General features: G+C 60.4%; 25 protein-coding genes. 16 read left to right on the forward strand and 9 right to left on the reverse strand.

Annotated features, from left to right (window positions below; translation table 11 throughout):
* Window positions 1-8 precede the first annotated feature (8 nt).
* The 4 genes from FNU79_RS00865 to FNU79_RS00880 all read right to left on the reverse strand — a co-directional run bounded on the left by FNU79_RS00865 (window position 9) and on the right by FNU79_RS00880 (window position 3,245).
* Window positions 9-1,244 (reverse strand): ABC transporter substrate-binding protein, encoded by a 1,236-nt coding sequence (locus FNU79_RS00865; protein ID WP_143719042.1) that lies wholly within the window; start codon window positions 1,242-1,244, stop codon window positions 9-11.
* A gap of 75 nt (window positions 1,245-1,319) precedes the next feature.
* Complete coding sequence (locus FNU79_RS00870) at window positions 1,320-1,973, reverse strand: histidine phosphatase family protein (RefSeq protein WP_143719043.1); 654 nt, start codon at window positions 1,971-1,973, stop codon at window positions 1,320-1,322.
* Entirely contained in the window at window positions 1,970-2,719 is a 750-nt protein-coding gene (argB, locus tag FNU79_RS00875) for an acetylglutamate kinase (RefSeq protein ID WP_143719044.1), read from the reverse strand. Before argB ends, FNU79_RS00870 begins: the two co-directional genes overlap by 4 nt.
* 40 nt (window positions 2,720-2,759) lie before the next feature.
* On the reverse strand, window positions 2,760-3,245 hold the full coding sequence (locus FNU79_RS00880) for a GNAT family N-acetyltransferase (RefSeq protein ID WP_143719045.1): 486 nt from the start codon (window positions 3,243-3,245) through the stop codon (window positions 2,760-2,762).
* 313 nt (window positions 3,246-3,558) lie between these two features.
* On the opposite strand from FNU79_RS00880, the gene FNU79_RS00885 reads away from it, so the two are divergent.
* The 8 genes from FNU79_RS00885 to FNU79_RS00920 all read left to right on the forward strand — a co-directional run bounded on the left by FNU79_RS00885 (window position 3,559) and on the right by FNU79_RS00920 (window position 11,316).
* On the forward strand, window positions 3,559-4,596 hold the full coding sequence (locus tag FNU79_RS00885) for a tRNA dihydrouridine synthase (protein WP_225429793.1): 1,038 nt from the start codon (window positions 3,559-3,561) through the stop codon (window positions 4,594-4,596).
* Window positions 4,597-4,673: 77 nt separating this feature from the next.
* On the forward strand, window positions 4,674-5,228 hold the full coding sequence (locus FNU79_RS00890; RefSeq protein ID WP_143719046.1) for a DinB family protein: 555 nt from the start codon (window positions 4,674-4,676) through the stop codon (window positions 5,226-5,228).
* A gap of 568 nt (window positions 5,229-5,796) precedes the next feature.
* Entirely contained in the window at window positions 5,797-6,429 is a 633-nt protein-coding gene (gmk, locus tag FNU79_RS00895) for a guanylate kinase (protein ID WP_225429829.1), read from the forward strand.
* Between the two features lie 13 nt (window positions 6,430-6,442).
* Window positions 6,443-7,408, forward strand: coding sequence for an NAD-dependent epimerase/dehydratase family protein (locus FNU79_RS00900; protein ID WP_143719048.1), 966 nt, complete (start codon window positions 6,443-6,445; stop codon window positions 7,406-7,408).
* A 19-nt stretch (window positions 7,409-7,427) separates the two neighbouring features.
* Entirely contained in the window at window positions 7,428-8,321 is an 894-nt protein-coding gene (gene pdxY, locus FNU79_RS00905) for a pyridoxal kinase PdxY (protein ID WP_143719049.1), read from the forward strand.
* A gap of 241 nt (window positions 8,322-8,562) precedes the next feature.
* Window positions 8,563-9,567 (forward strand): hypothetical protein, encoded by a 1,005-nt coding sequence (locus tag FNU79_RS00910; protein ID WP_143719050.1) that lies wholly within the window; start codon window positions 8,563-8,565, stop codon window positions 9,565-9,567.
* Between the two features lie 33 nt (window positions 9,568-9,600).
* A complete protein-coding gene (locus tag FNU79_RS00915) occupies window positions 9,601-10,341 on the forward strand; it encodes an enoyl-CoA hydratase-related protein (RefSeq protein ID WP_143719051.1) in 741 nt (246 codons plus the stop codon).
* Window positions 10,342-10,473: 132 nt separating this feature from the next.
* Window positions 10,474-11,316, forward strand: coding sequence for an SDR family oxidoreductase (locus FNU79_RS00920; RefSeq protein ID WP_143719052.1), 843 nt, complete (start codon window positions 10,474-10,476; stop codon window positions 11,314-11,316).
* Here the strand turns inward: FNU79_RS00920 and FNU79_RS00925 are convergent.
* Complete coding sequence (locus FNU79_RS00925) at window positions 11,313-11,843, reverse strand: DUF4188 domain-containing protein (protein ID WP_143719053.1); 531 nt, start codon at window positions 11,841-11,843, stop codon at window positions 11,313-11,315. The two genes, FNU79_RS00920 and FNU79_RS00925, sit on opposite strands and share 4 nt — an antisense overlap.
* Before the next feature lie 77 nt (window positions 11,844-11,920).
* Between FNU79_RS00925 and FNU79_RS00930 the strand changes: the two genes are divergently transcribed.
* The 3 genes from FNU79_RS00930 to FNU79_RS00940 are packed head-to-tail and all read left to right on the forward strand — an operon-like array spanning window position 11,921 to window position 14,341.
* The gene (locus FNU79_RS00930; RefSeq protein ID WP_143719054.1) at window positions 11,921-12,502 is read left to right on the forward strand and encodes a PadR family transcriptional regulator; all 582 of its coding nucleotides are present in this window, start codon (window positions 11,921-11,923) and stop codon (window positions 12,500-12,502) included.
* Window positions 12,503-12,508: 6 nt separating this feature from the next.
* The gene (locus FNU79_RS00935) at window positions 12,509-13,543 is read left to right on the forward strand and encodes an endonuclease/exonuclease/phosphatase family protein (protein ID WP_143719055.1); all 1,035 of its coding nucleotides are present in this window, start codon (window positions 12,509-12,511) and stop codon (window positions 13,541-13,543) included.
* Window positions 13,544-13,594: 51 nt separating this feature from the next.
* A complete protein-coding gene (locus tag FNU79_RS00940; RefSeq protein WP_143719056.1) occupies window positions 13,595-14,341 on the forward strand; it encodes a PIG-L deacetylase family protein in 747 nt (248 codons plus the stop codon).
* A gap of 64 nt (window positions 14,342-14,405) precedes the next feature.
* On the opposite strand, the gene argR is transcribed toward FNU79_RS00940, so the two are convergent.
* The 3 genes from argR to rpoZ all read right to left on the reverse strand — a co-directional run bounded on the left by argR (window position 14,406) and on the right by rpoZ (window position 16,541).
* Window positions 14,406-14,867, reverse strand: coding sequence for an arginine repressor (gene argR / locus FNU79_RS00945; RefSeq protein WP_124870419.1), 462 nt, complete (start codon window positions 14,865-14,867; stop codon window positions 14,406-14,408).
* A 22-nt stretch (window positions 14,868-14,889) separates the two neighbouring features.
* Window positions 14,890-16,125 (reverse strand): bifunctional phosphopantothenoylcysteine decarboxylase/phosphopantothenate--cysteine ligase CoaBC, encoded by a 1,236-nt coding sequence (coaBC, locus tag FNU79_RS00950; protein ID WP_225429794.1) that lies wholly within the window; start codon window positions 16,123-16,125, stop codon window positions 14,890-14,892.
* A 116-nt stretch (window positions 16,126-16,241) separates the two neighbouring features.
* On the reverse strand, window positions 16,242-16,541 hold the full coding sequence (gene rpoZ / locus FNU79_RS00955) for a DNA-directed RNA polymerase subunit omega (protein WP_124873026.1): 300 nt from the start codon (window positions 16,539-16,541) through the stop codon (window positions 16,242-16,244).
* 390 nt (window positions 16,542-16,931) lie between these two features.
* On the opposite strand from rpoZ, the gene FNU79_RS00960 reads away from it, so the two are divergent.
* Genes FNU79_RS00960 through FNU79_RS00965 form a run of 3 tightly spaced genes read left to right on the forward strand, consistent with a single transcriptional unit; the run spans window position 16,932 to window position 18,537 of the window.
* A complete protein-coding gene (locus FNU79_RS00960) occupies window positions 16,932-17,864 on the forward strand; it encodes a magnesium transporter CorA family protein (RefSeq protein ID WP_124870416.1) in 933 nt (310 codons plus the stop codon).
* 54 nt (window positions 17,865-17,918) lie between these two features.
* Window positions 17,919-18,056: a hypothetical protein gene (locus FNU79_RS19010; protein WP_185974569.1), complete on the forward strand. Its 138-nt coding sequence runs from the start codon at window positions 17,919-17,921 to the stop codon at window positions 18,054-18,056.
* Between the two features lie 10 nt (window positions 18,057-18,066).
* Window positions 18,067-18,537 carry a hypothetical protein gene (locus FNU79_RS00965; protein ID WP_143719057.1) on the forward strand — a complete coding sequence of 157 codons (471 nt, stop codon included), beginning with the start codon at window positions 18,067-18,069 and terminating at the stop codon, window positions 18,535-18,537.
* Between the two features lie 27 nt (window positions 18,538-18,564).
* On the opposite strand, the gene FNU79_RS00970 is transcribed toward FNU79_RS00965, so the two are convergent.
* The gene (locus FNU79_RS00970) at window positions 18,565-19,569 is read right to left on the reverse strand and encodes a magnesium transporter CorA family protein (protein WP_225429795.1); all 1,005 of its coding nucleotides are present in this window, start codon (window positions 19,567-19,569) and stop codon (window positions 18,565-18,567) included.
* A gap of 55 nt (window positions 19,570-19,624) precedes the next feature.
* Here FNU79_RS00970 and crcB point away from each other — a divergent pair, with 55 nt between their 5' ends.
* Both crcB and xseA read left to right on the forward strand, forming a co-directional pair.
* Window positions 19,625-20,011, forward strand: coding sequence for a fluoride efflux transporter CrcB (crcB, locus tag FNU79_RS00975; protein ID WP_124870411.1), 387 nt, complete (start codon window positions 19,625-19,627; stop codon window positions 20,009-20,011).
* 37 nt (window positions 20,012-20,048) lie between these two features.
* A complete protein-coding gene (gene xseA, locus FNU79_RS00980; protein ID WP_143719058.1) occupies window positions 20,049-21,233 on the forward strand; it encodes an exodeoxyribonuclease VII large subunit in 1,185 nt (394 codons plus the stop codon).
* Window positions 21,234-21,270: the final 37 nt, after the last annotated feature.

Genomic DNA, 21,270 nt, shown 5'->3' on the forward strand with positions numbered 1-21,270 from the left:
AAGTCCAATCACAAACTGGCGTTCCAAGCTTTTACAATATCGTCCAGCGCCGCTTTGGCCGTTTTCTGACCCAACATGGCCGCTTCGACATTGTCTTTGAAGACTTTGTTGAGTTTGGAAGCGTCAGGATAAATCAAAGTCAAGTCTTTGGCTTTTTTGAGTTCTTTGCTGCTGACCAGTCGGCCCTGATCGGTGGCGTTAGTGCCGCCCGCTTTGAAATACTTGTCGCCGCTGGCTTTGACCGTGGAAGGAAAGGTTGTCTGCGTGACTTTGGAAAAAGCCAGTTGGTTGGTGTCATTTGTCAAGAAGAGGGCGAGTTTTTGAGAGAGTTCTTTATCTTTCACCCCTTTAGGAATGACCATACCCATCAGAGGCGTGTGGATCAGGTTCCCGGCAATATTGATCGGATACGGCGCGACTTTGGTCAAATTGTAGACATCTTTGTTGTCGTTGGCGACCCGCAAAATAAATTGCGGCCCGGTAATCAGCATCGCCAGCTTGCCTGATGAATACAGCTCGGTGGCTCCGACATAACCGCGCCGCATGGTGTCTTCAGGAATGTAGCCTTTTTTGTAGAGATCGACGTAGGTTTGCAGCAGCTGAATGTGCTTGTCCGAGTTGAATACGGCTTTGCTCTTGTCGCCACTCAAAATCGGTAAGCCCGCTTCCTGAAACAAGTACAGCAAGCCCGTGCCATTGATGTTGGGCATAAAGCCGTACAAGCCGGTTTTGTCTTTGACTTGCTTGGCGGCGGCGATCATGGTTTGGATGGTCAGTGGGGGTTTGTTGGGATCGAGTCCGGCTTTCTTGAAAATGTCGGTGTTGTAAGCGACGACTTTGGGTGCCCAGTACCACGGCGTGCCGTAGACTTTATTGTCAAAAGTAAAAGTGGACAGCGGCGAAGCGAAATAGAGTTTCTTCTGGGCGTCACTGAGCGGCATGGCTTCCAGTGCGCCTTGCTGCACCATTTTCACCGTCATGTCGCTGCTCAAATTCACCACGGCGGGCGGGCGACCAGCGGCGACGGCGGCCAGCAACTTTTGCTCGATGGCGGTGGCGGGCACGTCTACCCATTTCACTTCCACAGTGGGGTTTTCTTTTTCAAACTGGGTAGACAAGCGGTTCATCTCGTCGTTAAACAGCGGCGCGAGCGAGATCGTCCAGAATTCGAGAGTGGTCTTTTGAGCGCTGGCCGCAGAAACGCTGAGCAAAGCGGCGCTCAGCAGCAGATTCCTTTTTAACATTTAGCCAATTTATCCTGTCTTTAGCCGCTTGAGGTAAGAAGCTGAATCAGACAAGCCCAGTCAGCCAAATCACGGTCAACTGGTGGCGAGCAGGGTCAGGTGCCCATTCTGCACCGAGCTGCACCCCAAGACTTCGCCGGACTCGTGGTCCAAAGTCAGGACGGTATAAGCGGCGTTGGCATGGCGAAACAATTCCTGCCGCATCGCTTCACGCGGAGTCAACCCACTCAGGGCACACAGCAGGCCCGTGAGAGCAAGGCCGTGCGACACCGCCAGCACCACTTCACCGGCCTTTCGGGGGCGGGCCGTCTCAAACCAGTCCAGCATCCGCGCGGTGGTCTGGGCAAAGCTGTCGCCGCCGGGCGGGTGCAGTAAGCTGAAATCCTGCGTCCAGGCCTTGGCAAACTGGGGATTCTCGGCCAAAAGTTCGCTGAGCAGGTGGCCTTCGTACTCGCCAAATTCCTGTTCGCGTAGCCTTACATCGGTGGTGATGGGCAAACCGAGCCGTGCGGCCACCTCGCCCGCCGTTTGCCCGGCCCGCAGCAGATCGCTGGCCCAGATTTGGCTGGGGCGGCTTTCTAACCCAGCGATGTGTTTGGCCAGTTGCCTCGCTTGCTGCTCCCCCGTTTCGTCCAAAGGCACCTGAGAACGGCCCTGTATTTTACCGGCGCTGTTGTGGGCGGTGCGGCCATGCCGTGCCAGCAGCAACGTGCTCACTGCGCCGCTCACGGCACCACCCGGGTTCCGGCTTGGCCCGCCGCCGCCCGTTTGAGCACGCCCGCCTGCATTCCGCTGGCAATGGTGGCGTAAGCCGCGCCGCGCCTGAGGGCGTCGAGGGCGGCCCGCACTTTGGGAATCATCCCGCCGCCGATCCAACCTTCCGCAATGCCTTCTTCGGCTTCCTCGCGGCTGAGTTGCTCCACCAGTGATGTAGGGTCGGGAAAATGGCGGTACACCCCGTCCACGTCCGTCAAAAAGATCACGCCCTCGCCGAGCGCTCCGGCGACTGCGCCCGCCACCGTGTCGGCGTTGATGTTGAGTGCTGCTCCTCTCTTGTCCACCGCCACACAGCCCACCACCGGCGTTATCCCGACGCTCAGCAGCTTGCGGAGCAGTTCGGCGTTGACACTGACGATTTTGCCGACTCTTCCCAGTTCACCGCCCAGCGGCTCGGCCACCAGCAAGTTGCTGTCGTGGCCCATCAGGCCCACCGCGCTGCCGATTTCGTAAGACAGTTCTTTATTGAGCTGCCCCAGCGCCATTTCGATAACCTGCATGGCTTCGGGCGTGGTGACGCGCAGGCCGCGCACAAACTCACTTCTCAGGCCGCGCCGCTCCAGTTCGCGTTCGATGACGGGGCCGCCGCCGTGAACGACCACCAGCGGATGCTCACGGCGAAGAGCGGCGAGTTCGTGGGCCACCGTGCGCCGCAGCTCCACATTTTTCATGGCGTTGCCGCCGTACTTGACGATCATGCTGCTCAGGATAAAGCGCCGGGCCGCTCGAAGTCAGCGCTCAACTCAGCGCGGCAGGCTGCGGCTCAGGCTGGCAGTGAAGCGTCTTGGCATACCAGGTCATGACTGGGCGGGCGTCGGTGGCGAAAGTAAACCCGAGGCGCTCCCAGAACTTGACGGCCCTTTGGTTGTCGCCCAGTACGCTGGCCAGCAGCCGCCGACTGTCGGGCAGACGCTTTTCCAGGTCGCGCACGACCCGCTCGCCCAGCCCGCGTGACTGAATATCGCCGCGAATCAGCAGCAAATTGATGGTCACGTCGCCCGCGTAAGGGTAATTGAGTTTGTAATCGAGGCTGCCCACCGCTTCGCCGCCCTGATAGAGCAGCTCCAAGTGGCGGCGCGAATCGTAGAGCGCGGTTTCGATGTCCCGCGTGACTTCTTGCAGAGACGGTACCCGGCTGCCCAGCAGCGCAAAATAGCTGGGCGTGGCTTGGTACAGGTGGTGGAGCAAAGGTGCGTGGTGCAGAGCGACGGGTTGTACCTTCAAGGGTCATTCCTCCCCTTCCCGCATAAGGAAGCACCCTACACAGGGGAAATACGAGCGCGGACGAACTTTAAGACCCCACCAGCATACCCTCCGGTGTCAAATGAAAAGTGAAAAGGGCTTATATGGTGGTGGGGGTAAGGTGCTGGCCCCCTGAGTCCCCTGTCTCTGTTTCCGTACCAAACGGCTATGGGAAATGAACGGTGAGCGACCTGACTGGCGGCTGAGATCGGCCCACCTATAACCCCGCAGTGCGCAACTCCTGCCCGCTGCCCTGACTCCATTTCAAATAAGACCTCCTTGCTACCATGCTTGTATGACCGCTCCACTTCCTGAGTCTGCCCCACCCGTTGCCAACCAGCGCGGCTTTTATGCCCGCCGCTTAGAAGCCCGCACGCCGCAGTTTCCCGGCGCAGTGCTGGCTCCGATGGCCGGGTACAGTGACGCCCCGATGCGCCAGCTCTGCGCTGAGGCCGGGGCGCTGTGGACGGTCAGCGAAATGATCAGCTCACGCGGCCTGGTGCTGGGCAATGAAGACGCTGACCTGATTATCGGCAAACCATACAAAGGTGAAGTGGGCCGCGTTGTGCAGCTTTTCGGAGCCGACCCCGACATCTTGGCTGAAGCCTCCAGCAAAGCCGCCGAGTGGTTTGACGCCGCCGCCATCGACCTCAACATGGGCTGCCCCGTGCCCAAAGTGCGCGGCAAAGGCGGAGCCTGCCTTCTCCAAACGCCCGAAGTGGCCTACACCCTGATCTCGGCCATGCGCGGGGCCGTGCCATTGGACGTGAGCGCCAAAATCCGGCTGGGCTTCGATACCAACCGCGCTGTGGAAGTGGCGCAGGGCCTCGAGGCAGCGGGCGTGAGCTTAATCACCGTTCACGGTCGCACCTCAGCCCAGCGCTACACCGGACAGGCCGATTGGGACGCGATTGCGGCAGTGGCCGCCAGCGTCCGCGTGCCGGTGATTGGTAGCGGCGACGTACTGAGCGCCGAGCAGGCCCGTGATCGCCTCAAAACTGGCGTGGCCGCCGTGATGATCGGGCGCGGCGCGGTGGGTCAGCCGTGGATTTTCAGCGAACTGCTGGAAGACGGTTTTGCGCTTCCCGACTTGAAGGCGCGGGCGTCTACCGCGCTGCGCCACGCCCGTTTAAACGCCCAATGGTACGGCGAATGGCGCGGCATGAAGCAGATGAGAAAAGTTTTGCCGCGCTACTTGGCCGGCGCTGAGCCTTTGTCGAGCGAGCTGCGCGACGCTTTGGTGCGGCTCGACACCTTGCCGCAGGCCGAGGCGCTGCTGCGGCCTTTGGCAGGTCAGATGGAAGACGAGCGGGCCAACTTGGTAAGTGCCTGAATAAAAGCTGGCTGAACAGTGAAAGCGAATAAGTTCTGATTACGGCAGGTGTCAGGCGAGTATGCTTTAATGCCCTCATGAATGTCCGCGAATATTACACGTACCTTGCTGCTGCACGCGAGCAACTGTGGAATTTTTTGCGTGCACTTCCAGAAGATGATCTGAATGCTGCCCTTGTTGATGGCGACCGCTTTCACAACATCAAAGACCTCTTGCTGCACGCCATTGACATTGAAGACCATTGGGTGCACGTGATCGCACGTGGAGACGGCCTTGAGGCCAGCGCTTTTCAGCACGATTGGGTCAGGCCGCAGGCTGAGCAGTACCAGCTTTCGTGGATTTTGGATTACGGCAAAGCTGTGCAAAGGCGCACTCAGGATTTTCTGGAGTCGCAACCGGATTTCAGCGCCTCCGTCAAGCTGGTTCAAGACGATCCGGCCTCGGCCAACGCCACTTTGGATCAACTGCTGTGGTACGTGATGACCCACGAGGTTCGCCACACCGCTCAAATTGCGCTCTTGGTGCGTCAACTCGGCCACACCCCGCCTTGGCTTGATTACCTGCGCTTCGTGCGGCCCCAAATGCCCGAAATTGCCCTTGAAGATGACGCGGGCCTTGAGGGCGAAGAGTAAAACTGATCAGCAAGAGGAATGATCTGACTGCTGATTCGCGGTTGGGAACTTTTATGGAGTGTAAAGAAAACGCCCACCAATAAGGGGGCGTCGAAATCAATCTCGGTTGGTTGTGGAATGTGGCCTTAGCTTGCCCAAATGCTGCGAGAGCCGTTGGTTTGCTTGGTGGTATCAACGGTGGGGCTGGCAAACGCTGCGCCGACCAAAGCGAGGGCCAGCAACGCGAGGATGGTTTTCTTCATATTTCACCTCCTGAATCTCAGATAGCTCCCATTTTAGCTGAGTTTACTCATTGTCGCAACGCTACTTTGTACTGCGCAATTGGCCCATCGGCGTGGTGAAAAAGGTAAGCAGTTGGCGAGAGGGTAAGGCCTGCTCACTTGTATTCGCTTTCTCTATTTTCTGATACCCACTCGACCTGAAAGTCGACCGCCGTTCCAGTCGTTTGACCGTGCAGAGGCGGCGTCAGAAGGGGTATGCTTTTCAGATGTCGGCAACGCTCCAAACCACCGAACGGCCTACGCACTCCAGCCCCTCTAATAGCGCCCCACCAACAACTCCTCAACCCGTGCCAGCAAGCCGCCTGACGCATCAGCCTCAGCGCGGTTTACTCATCGTCATGACCGGCGCTTCAGGGGTGGGCAAAGGCACCCTGCGCGAAAAATGGCTCAACGACCAAGACGTTTTTTACTCGATGTCGTGGACGACCCGCCCCGCCCGCAGCGGAGAGCGTCCCGGCCTTGATTACCACTTCGTAACGCCGGAGCAGTTTGAAGCCCACGCTCAGTCCGGCGGCTTTTTGGAACACGCCGAGTTTGTCGGCAACCGCTACGGCACGCCCAAAGGCCCGATTGACGCAGCGCTCTCACGCGGCCAAGACGTGATTTTGGAAGTGGAAGTGCTGGGAGCCATGCAGGTGGCCGCCCATTCCAGCGAAGCGGTGCTGATTTTCATCATGCCGCCGAGCCTCACCGAGCTGCGCCGCCGCTTGGAAGGCCGCGCCACCGAGACTCCCGAGCGAATTGAAAAGCGGCTGGCCCGCGCCCGTGAAGAAATCTTGGAAGCCCATCATTTCCGCTACGTGGTGGTCAACGACGATTTGGACCGTGCCGTGGACGATTTATGCGCCGTGCAGCGGGCCGAGCGGCTCAAGGCCCAGCGCTACAGCGCCGCCGATTTGCAAAGCATCGTAGATCAGTGAAGGCTAAGCGCCCGTGAACGTGCTGATTCTCGGTGGAACTCAGTTTATCGGGCGGCACACCGTGGAAGCCGCCCTCGCGGCGGGGCACCGAGTCAGCGTCTTCAACCGGGGCCAGTCGCCGGATGAGCTGCCTACCGAAATCGAGCGCCTGCGCGGCGATAGAGATCAGGGCAAAGCGGGCCTGACCGCGTTGGTGGGCCGCCAGTGGGACGCCTGCGTGGATGTCAGCGGTTACCTGCCCCAGCAGGTCAGGGCCAGCACCGAACTGCTCAGCGGGCAAGTCGGGCGCTACGTGTATATCAGCTCGCGGGCCATTTACGCCGAGCCGTGTCCGCTGCTCATCACCGAGCAGTCGGCCTTGCAAGCACCCGCTGCCGAAGACATAACCGAGATCAACGGTGAAACCTACGGGCCGCTCAAAGTGGTCTGCGAACAAATTGTGCAAGCCCTCTACCCCGACGCCTATACCATTCTGCGGCCTCAAATCGTGGTCGGCCCGTATGATTCCAACCTGCGTTACCCGTACTGGGCGGTGCGGACAACAGCGGGCGGCGTGATGCTGGCTCCCGGTGACGGCTCCGATCATTTGCAAGTCGCCGACGTGCGCGACGTGGCCCGATTTGTGCTGAAGGTGATCGTAGACGGGCGTTCTGGAGTCTTTAACCTGGCGGGGCCGCGCCTGACTTGGGCCGATTTTTTGCGGCGCTGCGGCGCTACGGACGTGCATTGGGTAGATGCGGACACACTCAAACGGGCGCTGCCGGATACCGAAGAACTCAGCTTGTATGTGGCCGACACCGATCCGCAGGCGGGACGCATGAACGTCAGCTTCGACCGGGCAATCAAAGCGGGCTTTACGCTGACGGCTCCCGAAGTCACGGCGCGGGACACGCGAATTTGGTGCAGCCGTCAGCCGATGCCTTTTACCCTGACTTCCGAACGCGAAGCGCAGGTGCTCAGCAGACTTGACCCGACTTGAGCAGCGCTATTCTTGTGCCATGACCAAGCGCCCAATTTTGCCGCAAAATATCCTCTCCATTCAGTCATGGGTCAGTTACGGGCATGTCGGCAACGCCGCCGCCGTGTTCCCACTTCAGCGGCTGGGCTTTGAGGTGTGGGCCATCAACACGGTGCAGTTCTCCAACCACACCGGCTACGGCGCTTGGACGGGGCCAGTGTTCGCGCCGGAAATGGTGGCCGAGCTGATAGACGGCATAGAAGCCAGAGGCGTGTTGCCGACGTGCGGCGCGGTGCTGAGCGGCTACATGGGCAGTGAAGGCACGGTGGCGGCGGTGGTGGACGCGGTGAAACGGATTAGGGCCGCCAACCCTGAGGCCCTGTACTGCTGTGACCCGGTGATGGGCGATTACGGGCGCGGCGTCTTCGTGCGGCCCGAGTTGCCGGAGCGCATCGCGGCGCTGGCCATCCCTGAAGCCGACATCCTGACGCCCAACCAATTTGAGCTGGAACTGCTGACAAATCAGAAGATAGAGACGCTGGAAGACGCCCTGAAGGCTTCGCGCCAACTCAGAGAGCGGATGCGTGGGGCCGGCCCCCGCGTGGTGGTCGTGACCAGCTTGGTGCGTTCGGATGCACCAACTGAGTGTATTGAAACCCTCGCCGTCACCGCTGAGGGCGCTTGGTTGTGCTCTACGCCGCTGCTGCCGCTTGAGCCGCCGCGCAACGGCACCGGAGACGCCATCGCCGCGCTGTTTCTGGGACAGTACCTGAGCAGCAACCAAGCGGGCGAGGCGCTGAGCTTGGCGACCAGCGCTTTGTATGCCCTGCTAGAAATCACCCACGCCGCTGACAGCCGTGAAATTCAGCTGGTGGCCGCGCAGGACGAATATAAGCGGCCAAGTCGGGTGTTTGAAGCGGAGCGGGTGGGGTGAGTCAGATTGAGGCCAGTTCAGTCAGCGCTCGATTCGCTCCATGAAGATGCTGTTGCCAAGCTTGGCCGTATTGCTCCCCTTGATCGGATCACTCTCGCAGGCGGCCAGTCTAAACGTCCCACTGGAAGCGCAACGGTACTTGCAAGGCTGCATTACCTCAATTGCAGTTGCGGAAGTCAGGGAACCGAGCCTCGCTGACACGCTAACCGGGCCGCTATCTTGCGACTCCCCAGCCTTCGACATGGCCCAATCGTATTACGGCGAGTCGAGTAGCCCTGCCGTCGCTGGAAGCCGAGTCAACTTGGGCGCGGGCAAGCTTGGAGACTTCAGAGTGACGGTCACAGACATTAGCGGCAAAGTCTGGACTGGCACCGAGTCGAATAGGCCCAAGGTCAAGCCCCGGCCCCCTTCCCCGCAGTGGCTTGCTCAAGCTCAAGCAGCGGCGTACCAAGTCGCAGCCCAAAATACAGCCCGAAGTTGCGTCACGGCCATAGAGATTTACAAAGTGAACAATCTTGAACGACTTCAACCTGAATGGAAGGGTAAAGGCTGTATTGAAGTTGGCTTGGTGGCAGCGGGCAACAGCGCGGCCATTGAGAAAAGTCTCATTACATTCCGTCCCGATACTGAGGAAGGCTACCAAGTCACTGTTTGGCCCAAACTGGGCGGTGAAGCGGTGGTGATGCCTGCTACGTTGACACTCAAGCCGCCCAACTTGCAAAAAGAGCCGCCCAGTCCACCGACGCTGCCTCAACCACTTGGCTTCATTCTGGGGTGCGTTCTTGCTTTTCTTGTGGGCAGTCTCACGTTGCTGCTAACCACCTTTAAGTTGCCGAGTAGCCGGATAGTGGGTGGTATAGGGATGGGTTTAGGCATGGTGCTGGTGGCCACAGCGCTACTCTTCCCGACGAATTGCTGTCCGACCACCAACGACAGTTGGGTGCCCGTCATTGTCAGTGCGCTCGGTGAACTCGCTCGGCTGCTGCTCACTGGCGCACCCTTGCTGATACCGTCGCGTCTGGCTCACTGGTGGGGACGTGAAGCTTGGTGGGTCAGCGTGGGCAATGCTGTGCTTGTCGGTGTATTTGTGCTGATTGTGATGGGACAAAGCTTGTCTGTCAAGGGGCTTTCGGATGGCCTCCAAGCCGCATTCCAATCTGTTCTGCCCGTTCTCTCGGTGGCGGTACTGGTGTGGGTGCTTTGGCAGCGGCTACGGCGGGACAAACCACCAACCGTCTATCCCTGAACCCAGTTCACTTTCCCGCGCTAAACTCCGGCCATGAGTCACCAAACCGTTCGGCTCACCTCCCAAGGTGAGGTCGCCACCCTGACCATCATTTCCAAAAAAGGCAGCATGGGGCCACTCTTTTGGCACGAAATGGCCGAAGTCTTGCCCCAACTTGCTCAGGCCAGAGCGCTGATCATTCGCGGCGAGGAGTTGTTCAGCGCCGGGTTGGACGTTAAAGCCTCGGCCCAGAGCATCGGCGAGTCACTGGGCAATTTAGAAAAGTTCCGCGCCCAAGTCGCGCCGATGCACTTGGCCTTTGAAGGCGTGGCGGCGCTGCCCATTCCAGTGATCGCCGCCGTACATGGTTGGTGCATTGGCGCGGGAACCGAACTGATCAGCGCCTGTGACATCCGCTTATGTAGCGCGGACGCCCGCTTCAGCTTGCCGGAAGTGCGCCTCGGTATCGCCGCCGATCTGGGCGGTCTCCAGCGCCTCCCCGCCATCGTGGGGCAGGGCTGGGCGCGGCAACTGGCCCTCACTGGAGAGCCAATAGATGCCGCTAGAGCTGAGCGCATTGGCCTGGTCACTGAAGTGCTCCCCGACCCCGAAGCCTTGTTTGCCCGCGCTGCGGAGTTGGCCGCTCACCTCGCCACTTTGCCGCCAAAGGCGCTGGAAGGCACCAAAAAAGTGCTGAACGCTGCTTTGCCCCACGCCGAAAGCTTGAGTCAGGCGGTGGACTGGAACGCCGAGCACATGACGGCGGAGGGGTTGGCGGCGGCGTTTCGGAAGTGAAATAACTTCAGTCGCTGTGCTCACTCTCCCCTTCCAGCGGAGCTCAAAGCGAAGCCTTTCATCTTTTTTCTCTCCCTCTTTAAGGGTCGTGAGCGGCGCAAATCCCCAAAACCATAATCTCAAGGAGACACCATGAACCAGCCACACCCCGCAACTTCGACCTTCCGCCCTGATTTGCTGGCTGGCAAGCATGCCCTGATTACCGGCGGCGGCAGCGGTATCAACCTTGGCATCGCCCAGAGCTTTGCGGCGCACGGCTGCGCCATCACGATTCTGGGCCGCAACCTCGAAAAAGCCCAGAACGCGGCGGCGGGCATTGTGGCACAGGGCGGAAAAGCCATTGGCGTCAGCGCCGACGTGCGCGACTTCGCGGCCATGCAGGCAGCAGTCGCGCAGGCCATAGCCGCCCAGGGCGACTTCGACATCGTGCTGGCGGGCGCGGCGGGTAATTTCCCGGCCCCAGTGGACGGCATCAGCCCCAACGGCTTCAAAACGGTGGTGGAAATCGACCTCATCGGCACCTACCACACCATCAAAGCGGCGGCCCCGCACCTGAAGCAGCCCGGCAACATCCTCAGCATCAGCGCTTATGGTGTGCCAGTGCCGATGCAGGCGCATGTGGTGGCGGCTAAGGCTGGCGTGGACGCACTGACGCAAACGTTAGCGGTGGAGTGGGGTCTGCGCGGCGTGCGCGTCAATGCCATCATTCCTGGCCCGATTGACGGTACCGAGGGCATGGCCCGCCTCGCGCCCGACGAGAAAACGCGCTCGCAATTTACCCGAACCGTGCCGCTGGGCCGCTTCGGGGTGCCGCAGGACATTGCCAACGCCGCGCTGTTTCTGGTCTCTGACGCCGCCAGCTACATCACCGGCGTGATTTTGCCGGTAGACGGCGGCCAGAACATGCTCGGCGGTGCGCCGCAGTACCAGATGTATTTGGCGATGCAGGCGGCGGAAAAAGCCAAAACCAGCTAAGCTCCTTTGATTTCACCGCCCATTCGCCCCGCTGCGGTGGCCCTGCGCCCGCTGGCCGCCACGAGTTTGCCCGCCTGACCCAACCCAAAGGCGGGCATATCGACGTACACCGTTTCGTACTCTCCCGCCGCCACGCGGTAAGTTTCGTGCCAGATGCCCACCGCGCTGCCCGATGTTCTGGCGCTTTGGTTAAAGGCCCGCCACGCCGGAAGGTGAACGTGCTGGCGCGACTCGGCGTAAGCATTGAGGTGTTCGCTGCTGCGCCAGAACTGAATCAGGGTGGTGCCCGCGAAGCGCCCGCCGAGGAGGCCGAGTTCCGGCGCTTTCTCCAGTTCGGCAAGCATTCTCGGCATTGCCAAAAACACCGGCAGCCACGCCGATACCTTCCACGGCTTGTTGATCCGCATTCCGATCATAAACACCACGAAGTCGCCGTCGAGCTCGGCAGTTAGGCGGCTGGGTGCGGGCTTGGCACGGGCGTGTACCGTCTGTGTTCCTAGGACATTTGTCGCGCTGCTGGGCGTCATTGGTTACTCCCTGACCGCTGACCATCTATTTCAAATGGTCTATTCTGGACGGTCTGAAGGAAGTGTAGACTGTCAGCGTGAGTGATGCAAGTCAGGTGCTTGGCCCTTCGGCGTATATCGTGCTGGGACTGCTGAGTCAGTGCGGCAGCGGCACCTCCTACGACCTCAAGCGCTGGGCTGACGAATCGGTGGGCCATTTCTGGAACTTTCCGCGCTCGCAGCTGTACGCCGAGCCGCAGCGCCTCGTTTCGCTGGGCCTGCTCGACGACACGCAGGAAGACGGCGGGCGGCGCAAACGCACTTATCAGGTGACGCCAGCGGGGAGAGTGGCGCTGCAAGACTGGCTGTCTGAGCCTGCCGGTTTTCCCGAACTACGCGACCTCGGCCTGCTCAAGCTGTTTTTTGCCGAAGAAGGCTCGCCTCAACAGGTGCGGCAACTCGCTGCCGAGCAACTGCAAGTTCACCGCGAGCGCTTGGCGGTGTATCAAGCGCTCAGCCGCCTTCCCGAGCACTCATCGGCAGGCCCGAGTGCGTTTGGGCGGCACACCTTGCGGATGGGCTTTTTGTACCAGGAAGCCAACATCACCTTTTGGACGGAGCTTTTGGATTCGCTTTCCGTGCCGCCGCTTCTGGTGCCAGGGCCGCCTATGTCAAAGTAGGGAGCGATGCGCCGCTTCAAGTTGCCCCGCCTCCATCTGCCCCCGCTGAACGTATCTCGCCTCAACTGGGCGTATTTGCTGGTGCTACTGCTGGTCTGGGCGCTGGGCGAGTGGATGGCCGAGCGAACGCTGCCGACTTTGCTGCTGGCCTACGTGCCGCCGGTGCTGCTGGCTTGGCCCGCGCCAATTTTGCTGCTGCTGGTGCTGCTGAGACTGGTGCGGCGCGGCGACGTGCGCGGCCTTTTTCCGGCGCTACTGTCATGCGGGGCGGCACTGTTTTATCTGGGCTTCACCTGGCACAGCGCCGAACCTCCCCAGTCCAGTGATTTCAAGCTGCTGACCTACAACATCGCTCGTGGACGGCTCGGCAACGTCGAGCGGCTGTCCAACCAAATCCGCGCTGCAAATGCTGACATCATCACCCTGCAGGAAACCAACGGCGTGCGTTGGCCGTTTACCGACGAGCTTTTGGCCAAGGTGCCCGGCTACTTCGTTTCGCGCTCCGGCACGTTGGGGGCTGAAGTCATCACGCTCAGCCGCTTTCCGGTGGTATCCACCCGTGAAGTGAGCTTGCCCAATACCACCCGCCGCTTTCTGGTGACGCGGCTCAAGACCCCGCAGGGCGAATTGACGCTGATCAACCTGCACCTTTCGACCGTGATGCTCAGCAAAGTCTTAGACGGTGAAGCGATGACCACCCGCGACAACCGGCAACAGCAGTTAGAAATTTTGCAGCGTGAAGCCGCCGCGATCAGCGGCCCGCTGATTGTCGCCGGAGACTTCAACACTCCGCCGCGTGGACGAATCTACCGCGCCCTGACCGCCGAGTTGAGTGACGCTTGGGACACGGCTGGGCGGGGCTTTGGCTACACCTTCATGGCCAGTTGGCCGGTGTTGCGGATTGACCATGTGCTCTCGCGCGGCTCCGCTGCTGTGAAGCTCAGTGCCGTGAGCACCGAAGTGCAGCCTGCTGGCGGCAGCGATCACCGGGCGCTCTTGGTGGTGCTGCGCTTTACGCGTCAACAAACCCAGCTCCCATAGAGTGATGCGTCTCGTTTACGCTCTCACTGCGCCGGGAGTATGCTGGCCGCTATGCGAATCATGGCTGTGTTTGCCCATCCTGATGACGAAATAGGCTGTATCGGCACCCTCGCCAAGCACGCGGCACGCGGCGACGAAGTGATGTTGGTCTGGACGACTTTGGGCGAACTCGCTTCACAATTTGGCGACGCCCCGCACGAAGAAGTCACCAAAATTCGCCGCCAGCACGGCGCGTGGGTGGCCGATAAGATCGGCGCTCAGCACCACTTTCTCGATATGGGCGACAGCCGCATGACCGGCAGCCGCGCCGAGGGGTTGCAACTCGCCCGCCTCTACGCTCAGTTTCGGCCCAATGCCGTCATCACCTGGAGCGACGACCACCCCCATCCCGACCACCGCATGAGCGCCAAAATCGCTTACGACGCCATTACCTTGGCCCGCATTCCTAAAATTATCAATGAAGCTGATCCGGTTTTGCCGCCGCCCGATCTGAGCGACACGCCGAATTTGGAAAGCGGCGAAGAAGTCCAGAAGCGCGAGCCTTGGCGCGAGAGCATCCGTTTTTACCAGTATTACGCGCCCGCCAGCCCCTATCCCGAAGTCCTGATCAACGTGGAAGATACGCTGGACGTGGCTGCTGAGGTGATGGGCTTTTATCAAGACTTTTACAAGTGGGCTTGGAGTCCCGAGCAGTTCCGCGAGGGCCGTGAGCGCACCGGGCAACTCGGCGGCGTCAAGGCAGCGGAGCGCTTCAACGTCCGAATGGCTCACCTGCGGGCGCGGGACTTTCTGGACTGATCCTCAGACCAGCCGCCGACTTAGGGTGGGCGCAGCCAGAGTCACCAACTCAGGTGGGGCGTCTTCACCCCAGCATCAAGTCGTGAAATTCTTCGAGGAGCGTCTCGCCTTCCTCAATGCTGCGGGCCACCACGAAGATGGTGTCTTCTCCGGCGATGGTGCCCACGATGTCGTCGCGGCTGAGCTTGTCGAGCAGCAGGGCAATGCCTGAAGCGTGGCCCTCGGCGGTGCGAATCACCAGCATGTTCTCGCCCCGGTCAACATCATGCACCATGTTTTGAAACAGGCGTGCGAGTTCACCTTCCAAGTTTTCGTTGCCGCGCACCTGCGCCAGCGAGTAGCGGTGCCGCCCCTTGCCCATCGGCACCCGCACCAAGCGCAGCTCGTTAATATCGCGGCTGACGGTGGCCTGCGTCACCTGAACGCCCTCTGAGAGTAAGCGTTCTACCAACTCGCCCTGGGTAGAGACATTTTCGCGGGCAATAATTTCTTGAATACGCTTTTGGCGCTGATCCTTGCTGAGCATAGGCGGGTATTCTAGCGCATAATTATGCAGTAGAGTGCTGCATATACACTTGCAAAGCTTCGTTGAGTAATCGGGCGGCCACCTCGCGTTTGCTCAGGCGCGGCCACTCTTCAAAGCTGCCGTTCGGGCGCACCAAGGTAATTTGGTTGTCGTCGCCGCCAAACGAGGTGCCTTGCTGGGTGGGGTAGTTGAGCAAAATAAAGTCGGCGTTTTTGCGCTGCGCTTTGAGGGCCGCCCGCTCCACGCCCGCGTGCGTCTCCATCGCAAAGCCGATCAGCACCCGCCCGCCTTTTTCGCGTCCCAGCGCAGCCAGAATGTCGGGGTTAGGCGTCAGGTGGACGCTGACCTCGCCCGCCGTTTTGGCTTCCTTCTCGGTCTTCGGGGTGGCGGCGCGGTAATCGGCCACCGCCGCCGTCATCACCACGATCTGGGCGTCTTGCGCGGCTTCCAGCACCGCAGCGTGCATCTCTAGGGCGCTTTCGACCTTGACCAGTTTGATGCCCGCCGGATTAGGCAAATTCACTGGCCCGCTCACCAAAGTCACGGCTGCTCCGCGTGCTTGGGCTTCTATCGCCACCGCATACCCCATTTTGCCGCTGCTGGGATTGGAAATAAAGCGCACCGGATCGAGGTATTCGCGGGTGGGGCCAGCCGAGACGACCAAGCTCAGCCCTTTGAGGTCTGGTGCGTGGGCAGAGCCAGAAGCCTTGAGCAGTTCCAGCGCCGCCGCCGCGATTTCTTCTGGCTCTGCCATCCGGCCTACACCTGCGCCCTCGCTCAGCGTGCCGAATGCGCCTTGCTGCGGGCCCAAAAAGTGGTGGCCCCAATTTTTCAAGGTCTGGGCGTTGGCTGATACGGCGGGGTGAGTCCACATCTTTTCATTCATCGCCGGAACCCACAGCACCTTGCCGCGCACGCTCAGTAGGGTGGCGCTGGCCAGATCAGAGGCCAGGCCATGTGCGGCGCGGGCCAGCAAGTCGGCGCTGGCTCCCACGATCACGCTCACCTCCGCGCGAGCGAGGGTCAGGTGTTGGGCGTCGGGTCTGGCTTCAAACCAAGTCGCGTCGGTGGCGATCTCACGCCCTGCCGCCGTTGCAAGGCTCAGCGGCGTGACAAACTCAAGCGCGGCGCGGGTGGCGATCACGTCCACCTCAAAACCCGCTTCCCGCAGCCGCCTCAGCACACTCGGCGCTTTGACGGCGGCCATGCTGCCCCCCACGATGATGAGGGCGCGGGGTGAAGAATCAGATGTACTCACCGCCCCAGCTTAGCGGAAGGAACAAAAGAAAGCGGCGGGAAGGAGAGCTTCTCTCCGCTTCTTTCCCGCCGCCTTTCACAGCTTAATTGCTCAATCTATCGACTCAGCCGAGGTAATCAGTCGCGTTCGCGCTCGCGCTCGGCGTTGAGCTGGGCCTGCAACTGGGCTTGGCGCTGGCGCTGGTAATCTTGCTGGAAGCGGCTTTCGTCGATCAGTTGCTCGCCCACCGTCAGCTTGCCGGTGGCCAGTTCGCGCATGGCCTGCGTCACGAGGTTGTGGGTTCTGGCCTTCACGTCCGGCGGCAACACGCTGGGCGCACCGGCTTTGAGCTGAATGGCGCGTTTGGCCGTCACCACCGATAAGCGGTACTTGCTGTCGGTCAGGCTAAGGAGCTTGTCAATATCTTGTTCGGCCATAAAAAACCTCGTCACTCGCGCAGGAGTTTAACTAGAAGGAATCGCTGCAAAAAAAGTCAGGCGCGGCCCGCGAGGAGCAAATGCGGGCAGCGGTTCAGCCGCTCACTCTAGCGCATTTGGAGCGCCCCAATGAGGCTTGCCTTACCCCCAGAGGCTGGGCTAGCATGACGGGCGGCCAAAAGCGCAGCGTCCGGCCCAGAACTTCAGCACCCAAGAGGCAGGTGAGCGGCATGGTGAACGACAACGAACAACCCCCCAGTATGGCTTCCGTTGTGGCCACTAGGCCGCGCCACCGTGTTTTACTGCTGCCGTTTTCAGTTCGGAGGTTGCCATGTGCTACTTTGCTGCACTCTTTAAATTTTATTCTGATGTGATCTGCGGCGCTTTGCCATGCTGACCTATTACCGCAGTGTGGGCGGCAAGCTCACCATTTTGGACACCTACACCGACGGCTGCTGGATAGACGCGCAGGCTCCCAGCGCCGAAGAACTTGCCCGCGTGGCGCGTGAGACGGGCCTAGACCTTGATTACCTGAGCTACCCGCTCGATCCCGACGAACGCGCCCGCTTCGAGCGCGAAGACAATCAACTGCTGATCATCATGCAGACCAGTTACCGCCTCGGCGAAGACTCTGACATTCCTTACGACACCGTGCCGCTGGGCATCTTGCACAACGATCACTGCGTGGTGACCGTCTGTTCAATGGCCAATCCGGTGGTCAAGGACGTGATCAATGGAATGGTCAGGCAAGTCAGCACGGGCAAGCGTAACCGCCTCACTTTGCAGCTTTTCTTGCGGAGTGCCCAGCGCTTTTTGATCGATGTGCGGCATATCAACAAACAAGTTGACCGCACCGAAGACAAATTGGAAAACTCTACCCGCAACCAAGAACTCTTGGAACTTCTCAAGCTGGAAAAGAGCTTGGTGTATTTCATGACGGGTCTGCGGGCCAACGAAGCCATGATGGAGCGGGTCAAGCGTGACCGTATTTTTGAACTCTACGAAGAAGACCGCGACCTCCTCGACGACGTGCTGATTGAAAACTTGCAGGCCATCGAAATGGTCGGCATTGCCAGTAACATCCTGACCAGCATGGCGGGCGCGTTTGCCAGCATCATCAGCAACAATGTCAATCAGGTGGTGAAGTTCTTGACCATCAGCACCATTTTGATCGCCATTCCGACGCTCATCACGGGCATTTTCGGCATGAATGTACCGCTGCCTTACCAGGACAAAGCTTGGATGACGCTGGCAATTTTCATCTTTATGGGCCTGACATTGACTCTGGTGGTGTGGTTGATGAAGCGCTGGGACGTGTTTTAGCGCGGATGGTGAGTGTCAGAAGTCTGCCAGAGCGGGCGGCCTAAACTCGGCGCTATGGGCGTATGGGGTTTGCTGGGCGGGATTGCGAGTTTTGCCATCGGGGTGGTGCAAATGCTGGCGGGCGATTGGCGCGGAGCACTCTGGACGGTGCTGGGCGTGGCCCTGATGTACGTTCGGGGACGCTGGCGCTAAACTTCTTATCGTGAAATCTTTCTTGCGCTCGTCTCCCCTGCTGCTCACGGTTTCGCTGCTGTGCGCCTGTGCGCCCGTCGCCACCAAAACTGCGGGCAACTCAGTCAACACTGCCGACAATCCGCTGAGGCCCGGCGACGTGTACGTGCTGACGGGCACCGATCAAAATGGCAAAGCCTTTGACGGCAAACTCAAGATTACCCAGGCCAAAACCCAGTACAGCCCGGCGCGGCAGCAGTATTTCGTGGACGCTGACAAAGGCTACCTCGTCACCAACAGCGGCGGCATCATTGCCGAAGCTTGGTTGAAAGTCGGCGCAAGCTATGTGATCTGCGTGCCGGATGAAAACGAAACCCGTTTGCCCTACCGGGGCTCGTCTTTGCGGGGAACCAACAGCGAAATCACGGCGATCATCAACAAGTACAGCGGCACCGACAGCAGTTATTACGGCGGCAGCAGGTGCCTGATCAGCAAAGGCTAAGCGGCCCTCCTTCACTCGGCTCCCATCTCACCACCAGCCCCGGCGCTTGAAATACAGCGCCATCATCAGGCCCACCAGCACGAAGCTGCCCCAAGCCACGCCGTAGCCGTAGGGCCACTGCAATTCCGGCATAAGCTTAAAATTCATGCCCCACACGCCGGCCAGAAACGTCAGCGGCAAAAAAATGGTGCTGACCACCGTCAGGGTGCGGATCACTTCGTTCATGCGCTGCCCCTGAAAACCCAGCGACATGTCGAGTAGGCTGGTCAGCGCCTCGCGCTCGCCCTCTAAACGCAGTACGGCGCGGTCGAGGTTGCTGAGCGCGTCGCGGTAGAGAATGGCGTCGCCGCCCTCGGCGTGGCCGTGACGCACCAGCAGCAGCAGCGCTTCGCGGGCGTCGCTGCACAAGCGCCTCACCTTTGCAAGGTCGTGCTTGTATTCAAATACGGTGGCGATCAGGTCTCGCCGCTCGTTTTTGAAGACCTGCTCCTGCATTCCTTCAATGCGGGTTTCCAGTGCATTGGCATAAAGGCCGAAGGTATCGGTGCCGTGATCCAGCAGCTCGTAAGCCACCTCGGCGGGCGTGTTGACCGTCTCGCGGCCCGCCATTTTCCAGACGCCGCCCAAGTACAGCGTGCCGCGCCGCGAAATGCTGAGGATGCTGCCGACCTCGTGCAGGGCGCTGGCTTGAAACAAAAACAAGCTGATCCGCTCGGTAAATTCGTCGCACTCCTCAGGCTTGGAGAGGGTGCGGTAGGTGATGAAATCGTGGGCCGGATACGACTCGAAGCGGCTCCAATGTCCTTCTTCCTGCGCGTCTTCCATCGCCAGCGGGTGCAGGGGAAACGCGGCGCGAATGGACTGCCATTCTTCGGGCGTTGGAGCCTGCACATCCACCCAGACGTTTTGCGGTACGGGTTTTTGTGAATCGGAGGTCTTTTGCTCGGCTGAGCTGGCGGGCGCGGCGGGCAGCAGGGCCAACACCTGCGTCCAGTCCAACTCCTCACCGCTGAGTGTTTTGACGCGTATCACGCCGCAAGTTTAGTGCCTAAAGCCAAAGCCTGTGTCTGGCGTTATCCTGCTGGGCATGACTGCCCAAGCCGCCCTTCTCGTCGCGCTCGGTGGAGCAGCGGGGGCCGTGACCCGCTACGCCCTGAGCCTGTGGATCGTGAGCCTGTTGAGCCGCTCAGCTTGGGCTGCTTTTCCCTTCGCCACGCTGCTGATCAACGTTTCCGGCTCGTTCGTGCTGGCTTTTTTGCTGACTGCAATCGGGCGCGGTGTCTTGCCGCCCGAACTGAGATTGCCACTGGGTGTGGGCTTTCTAGGCGCTTACACGACTTTTTCGACCTTCAGCGTGGAACTCGATGGTCTATTGCTGCGCGGCGAGTGGGGCAGAGTCGCGCTTTACTTGCTGGGCAACGTGGGCCTGGGAATGGGAGCGGCGCTGGCGGGGCGGCTGCTGGCTTTACGCTAACGGCTTTACGTTAATGCCAGTGCGCTAGCCTGCGCTTATGCCTTCCGCCGCTCCCCAAACCACCCTCAATTTGCGCGACCTGCTTTTTTATGTGGAGCAAGTCCTTTCACGCGGCATTCCCGGCGCGGTGTGGGTGCGGGCCGAAATCGCTTCTCTCACCGACCGCCGCCACCTTTACCTCGATCTGGTGCAAGTCGGCGAAGACGGGCGCGAAGTCGCCAAGTGCCGGGCAACGCTGTGGGCACGCGAACGCTTTGCCTTAGAAGCCAAGTTCCGCCGCGCCACCGGAGGCGTGCTGATGGCCGGAATGAGCGTGCTGCTGTTCGTCACTGCCGAATTTCATCCGCAGTACGGCTTTTCACTGCACATCCTCGACGCCTCGCCGGAATTCACCTTGGGCGACGCTGCGCTGCGCTTGGACGAACTTCGCAAGACACTTTCCCGCGAAAAGTTGCTCGACAAAAACCGCTCGCTACCCATCCCGCAGGACTTTACCCGCCTGCTGGTGCTGAGTTCGGTCAAGGCGGCGGGTCTCGGAGACTTCCGGGGTGAACTTGACCGCTTACAGGGGGCGGGCGTGTTGGACGTGCAGTATTTTGAAGCCACCTTTCAGGGCGTGGCTGCCGAAGCCAGTTTGCTCGGCGCTCTAACAGCGGCTCTCGACGCCCACGCGGAGGAGGCCGCCGACGCGCTGGTCATCATTCGTGGTGGCGGAGCCAGCTTAGATTTGGCGTGGCTCAACAGCGAAGCGCTGGCCCGCGCCGTGGCGGCGTTTCCCATTCCGGTCATCACCGGCATCGGCCACGCCCGCGACGACACCATTTTGGACGAACTCGCTAACGTGCGAACAGATACGCCCAGCAAGGCGGCGGCTTATATCGTTGGCACCGTCGTCGAGCGGGTTGAGGAAACGCTGGCAGCCTATCAGACCATTCGTTTGTACAGCAGCGAGGTGCTGGGTCAAGCCGAAAGCGGCACCTCGCGGCTTAGCGAGCGTATCCACCGCGCCGCCCGCACCACGCTGGACGCCGCTTCTGCCAGCCTGGACGCCACCATGCGCCAGGTTCTCGGCCTGACACCGGAGCGCACTCTGGCACGCGGCTACGCTCTGGTCAGAAACGTGGCGGGCGAGGTGGTGACGCGGGCCGGGCAAGTCAGCGCGGGCCAGGCGCTTGAGTTGAGCTTCGTGGACGGCGCGGTGGATGTGGTGGCAGGTGGCTAGGATAGTTTAGACAGCCGAACGAACACGTCTAGACCGT

It is taken from the genome of Deinococcus detaillensis, assembly GCF_007280555.1.
GTDB classification, from domain to species: Bacteria; Deinococcota; Deinococci; order Deinococcales; family Deinococcaceae; genus Deinococcus; species Deinococcus detaillensis.

Excerpts from the sequence above, each read along its gene's own strand:
- FNU79_RS00865 (WP_143719042.1), bottom strand. The coding sequence starts at position 1,244 with ATGTTAAAAAGGAATCTGCTGCTGAGCGCCGCTTTGCTCAGCGTTTCT.
- argB (WP_143719044.1), bottom strand. The coding sequence starts at position 2,719 with ATGATCGTCAAGTACGGCGGCAACGCCATGAAAAATGTGGAGCTGCGG.
- FNU79_RS00885 (WP_225429793.1), top strand. The coding sequence starts at position 3,559 with ATGACCGCTCCACTTCCTGAGTCTGCCCCACCCGTTGCCAACCAGCGC.
- FNU79_RS00890 (WP_143719046.1), top strand. The coding sequence starts at position 4,674 with ATGAATGTCCGCGAATATTACACGTACCTTGCTGCTGCACGCGAGCAA.
- pdxY (WP_143719049.1), top strand. The coding sequence starts at position 7,428 with ATGACCAAGCGCCCAATTTTGCCGCAAAATATCCTCTCCATTCAGTCA.
- FNU79_RS00910 (WP_143719050.1), top strand. The coding sequence starts at position 8,563 with ATGGCCCAATCGTATTACGGCGAGTCGAGTAGCCCTGCCGTCGCTGGA.
- FNU79_RS00915 (WP_143719051.1), top strand. The coding sequence starts at position 9,601 with ATGAGTCACCAAACCGTTCGGCTCACCTCCCAAGGTGAGGTCGCCACC.
- FNU79_RS00920 (WP_143719052.1), top strand. The coding sequence starts at position 10,474 with ATGAACCAGCCACACCCCGCAACTTCGACCTTCCGCCCTGATTTGCTG.
- FNU79_RS00925 (WP_143719053.1), bottom strand. The coding sequence starts at position 11,843 with ATGACGCCCAGCAGCGCGACAAATGTCCTAGGAACACAGACGGTACAC.
- FNU79_RS00935 (WP_143719055.1), top strand. The coding sequence starts at position 12,509 with ATGCGCCGCTTCAAGTTGCCCCGCCTCCATCTGCCCCCGCTGAACGTA.
- FNU79_RS00940 (WP_143719056.1), top strand. The coding sequence starts at position 13,595 with ATGCGAATCATGGCTGTGTTTGCCCATCCTGATGACGAAATAGGCTGT.
- argR (WP_124870419.1), bottom strand. The coding sequence starts at position 14,867 with ATGCTCAGCAAGGATCAGCGCCAAAAGCGTATTCAAGAAATTATTGCC.
- rpoZ (WP_124873026.1), bottom strand. The coding sequence starts at position 16,541 with ATGGCCGAACAAGATATTGACAAGCTCCTTAGCCTGACCGACAGCAAG.
- FNU79_RS00960 (WP_124870416.1), top strand. The coding sequence starts at position 16,932 with ATGCTGACCTATTACCGCAGTGTGGGCGGCAAGCTCACCATTTTGGAC.
- FNU79_RS19010 (WP_185974569.1), top strand. The coding sequence starts at position 17,919 with ATGGGCGTATGGGGTTTGCTGGGCGGGATTGCGAGTTTTGCCATCGGG.
- crcB (WP_124870411.1), top strand. The coding sequence starts at position 19,625 with ATGACTGCCCAAGCCGCCCTTCTCGTCGCGCTCGGTGGAGCAGCGGGG.
- xseA (WP_143719058.1), top strand. The coding sequence starts at position 20,049 with ATGCCTTCCGCCGCTCCCCAAACCACCCTCAATTTGCGCGACCTGCTT.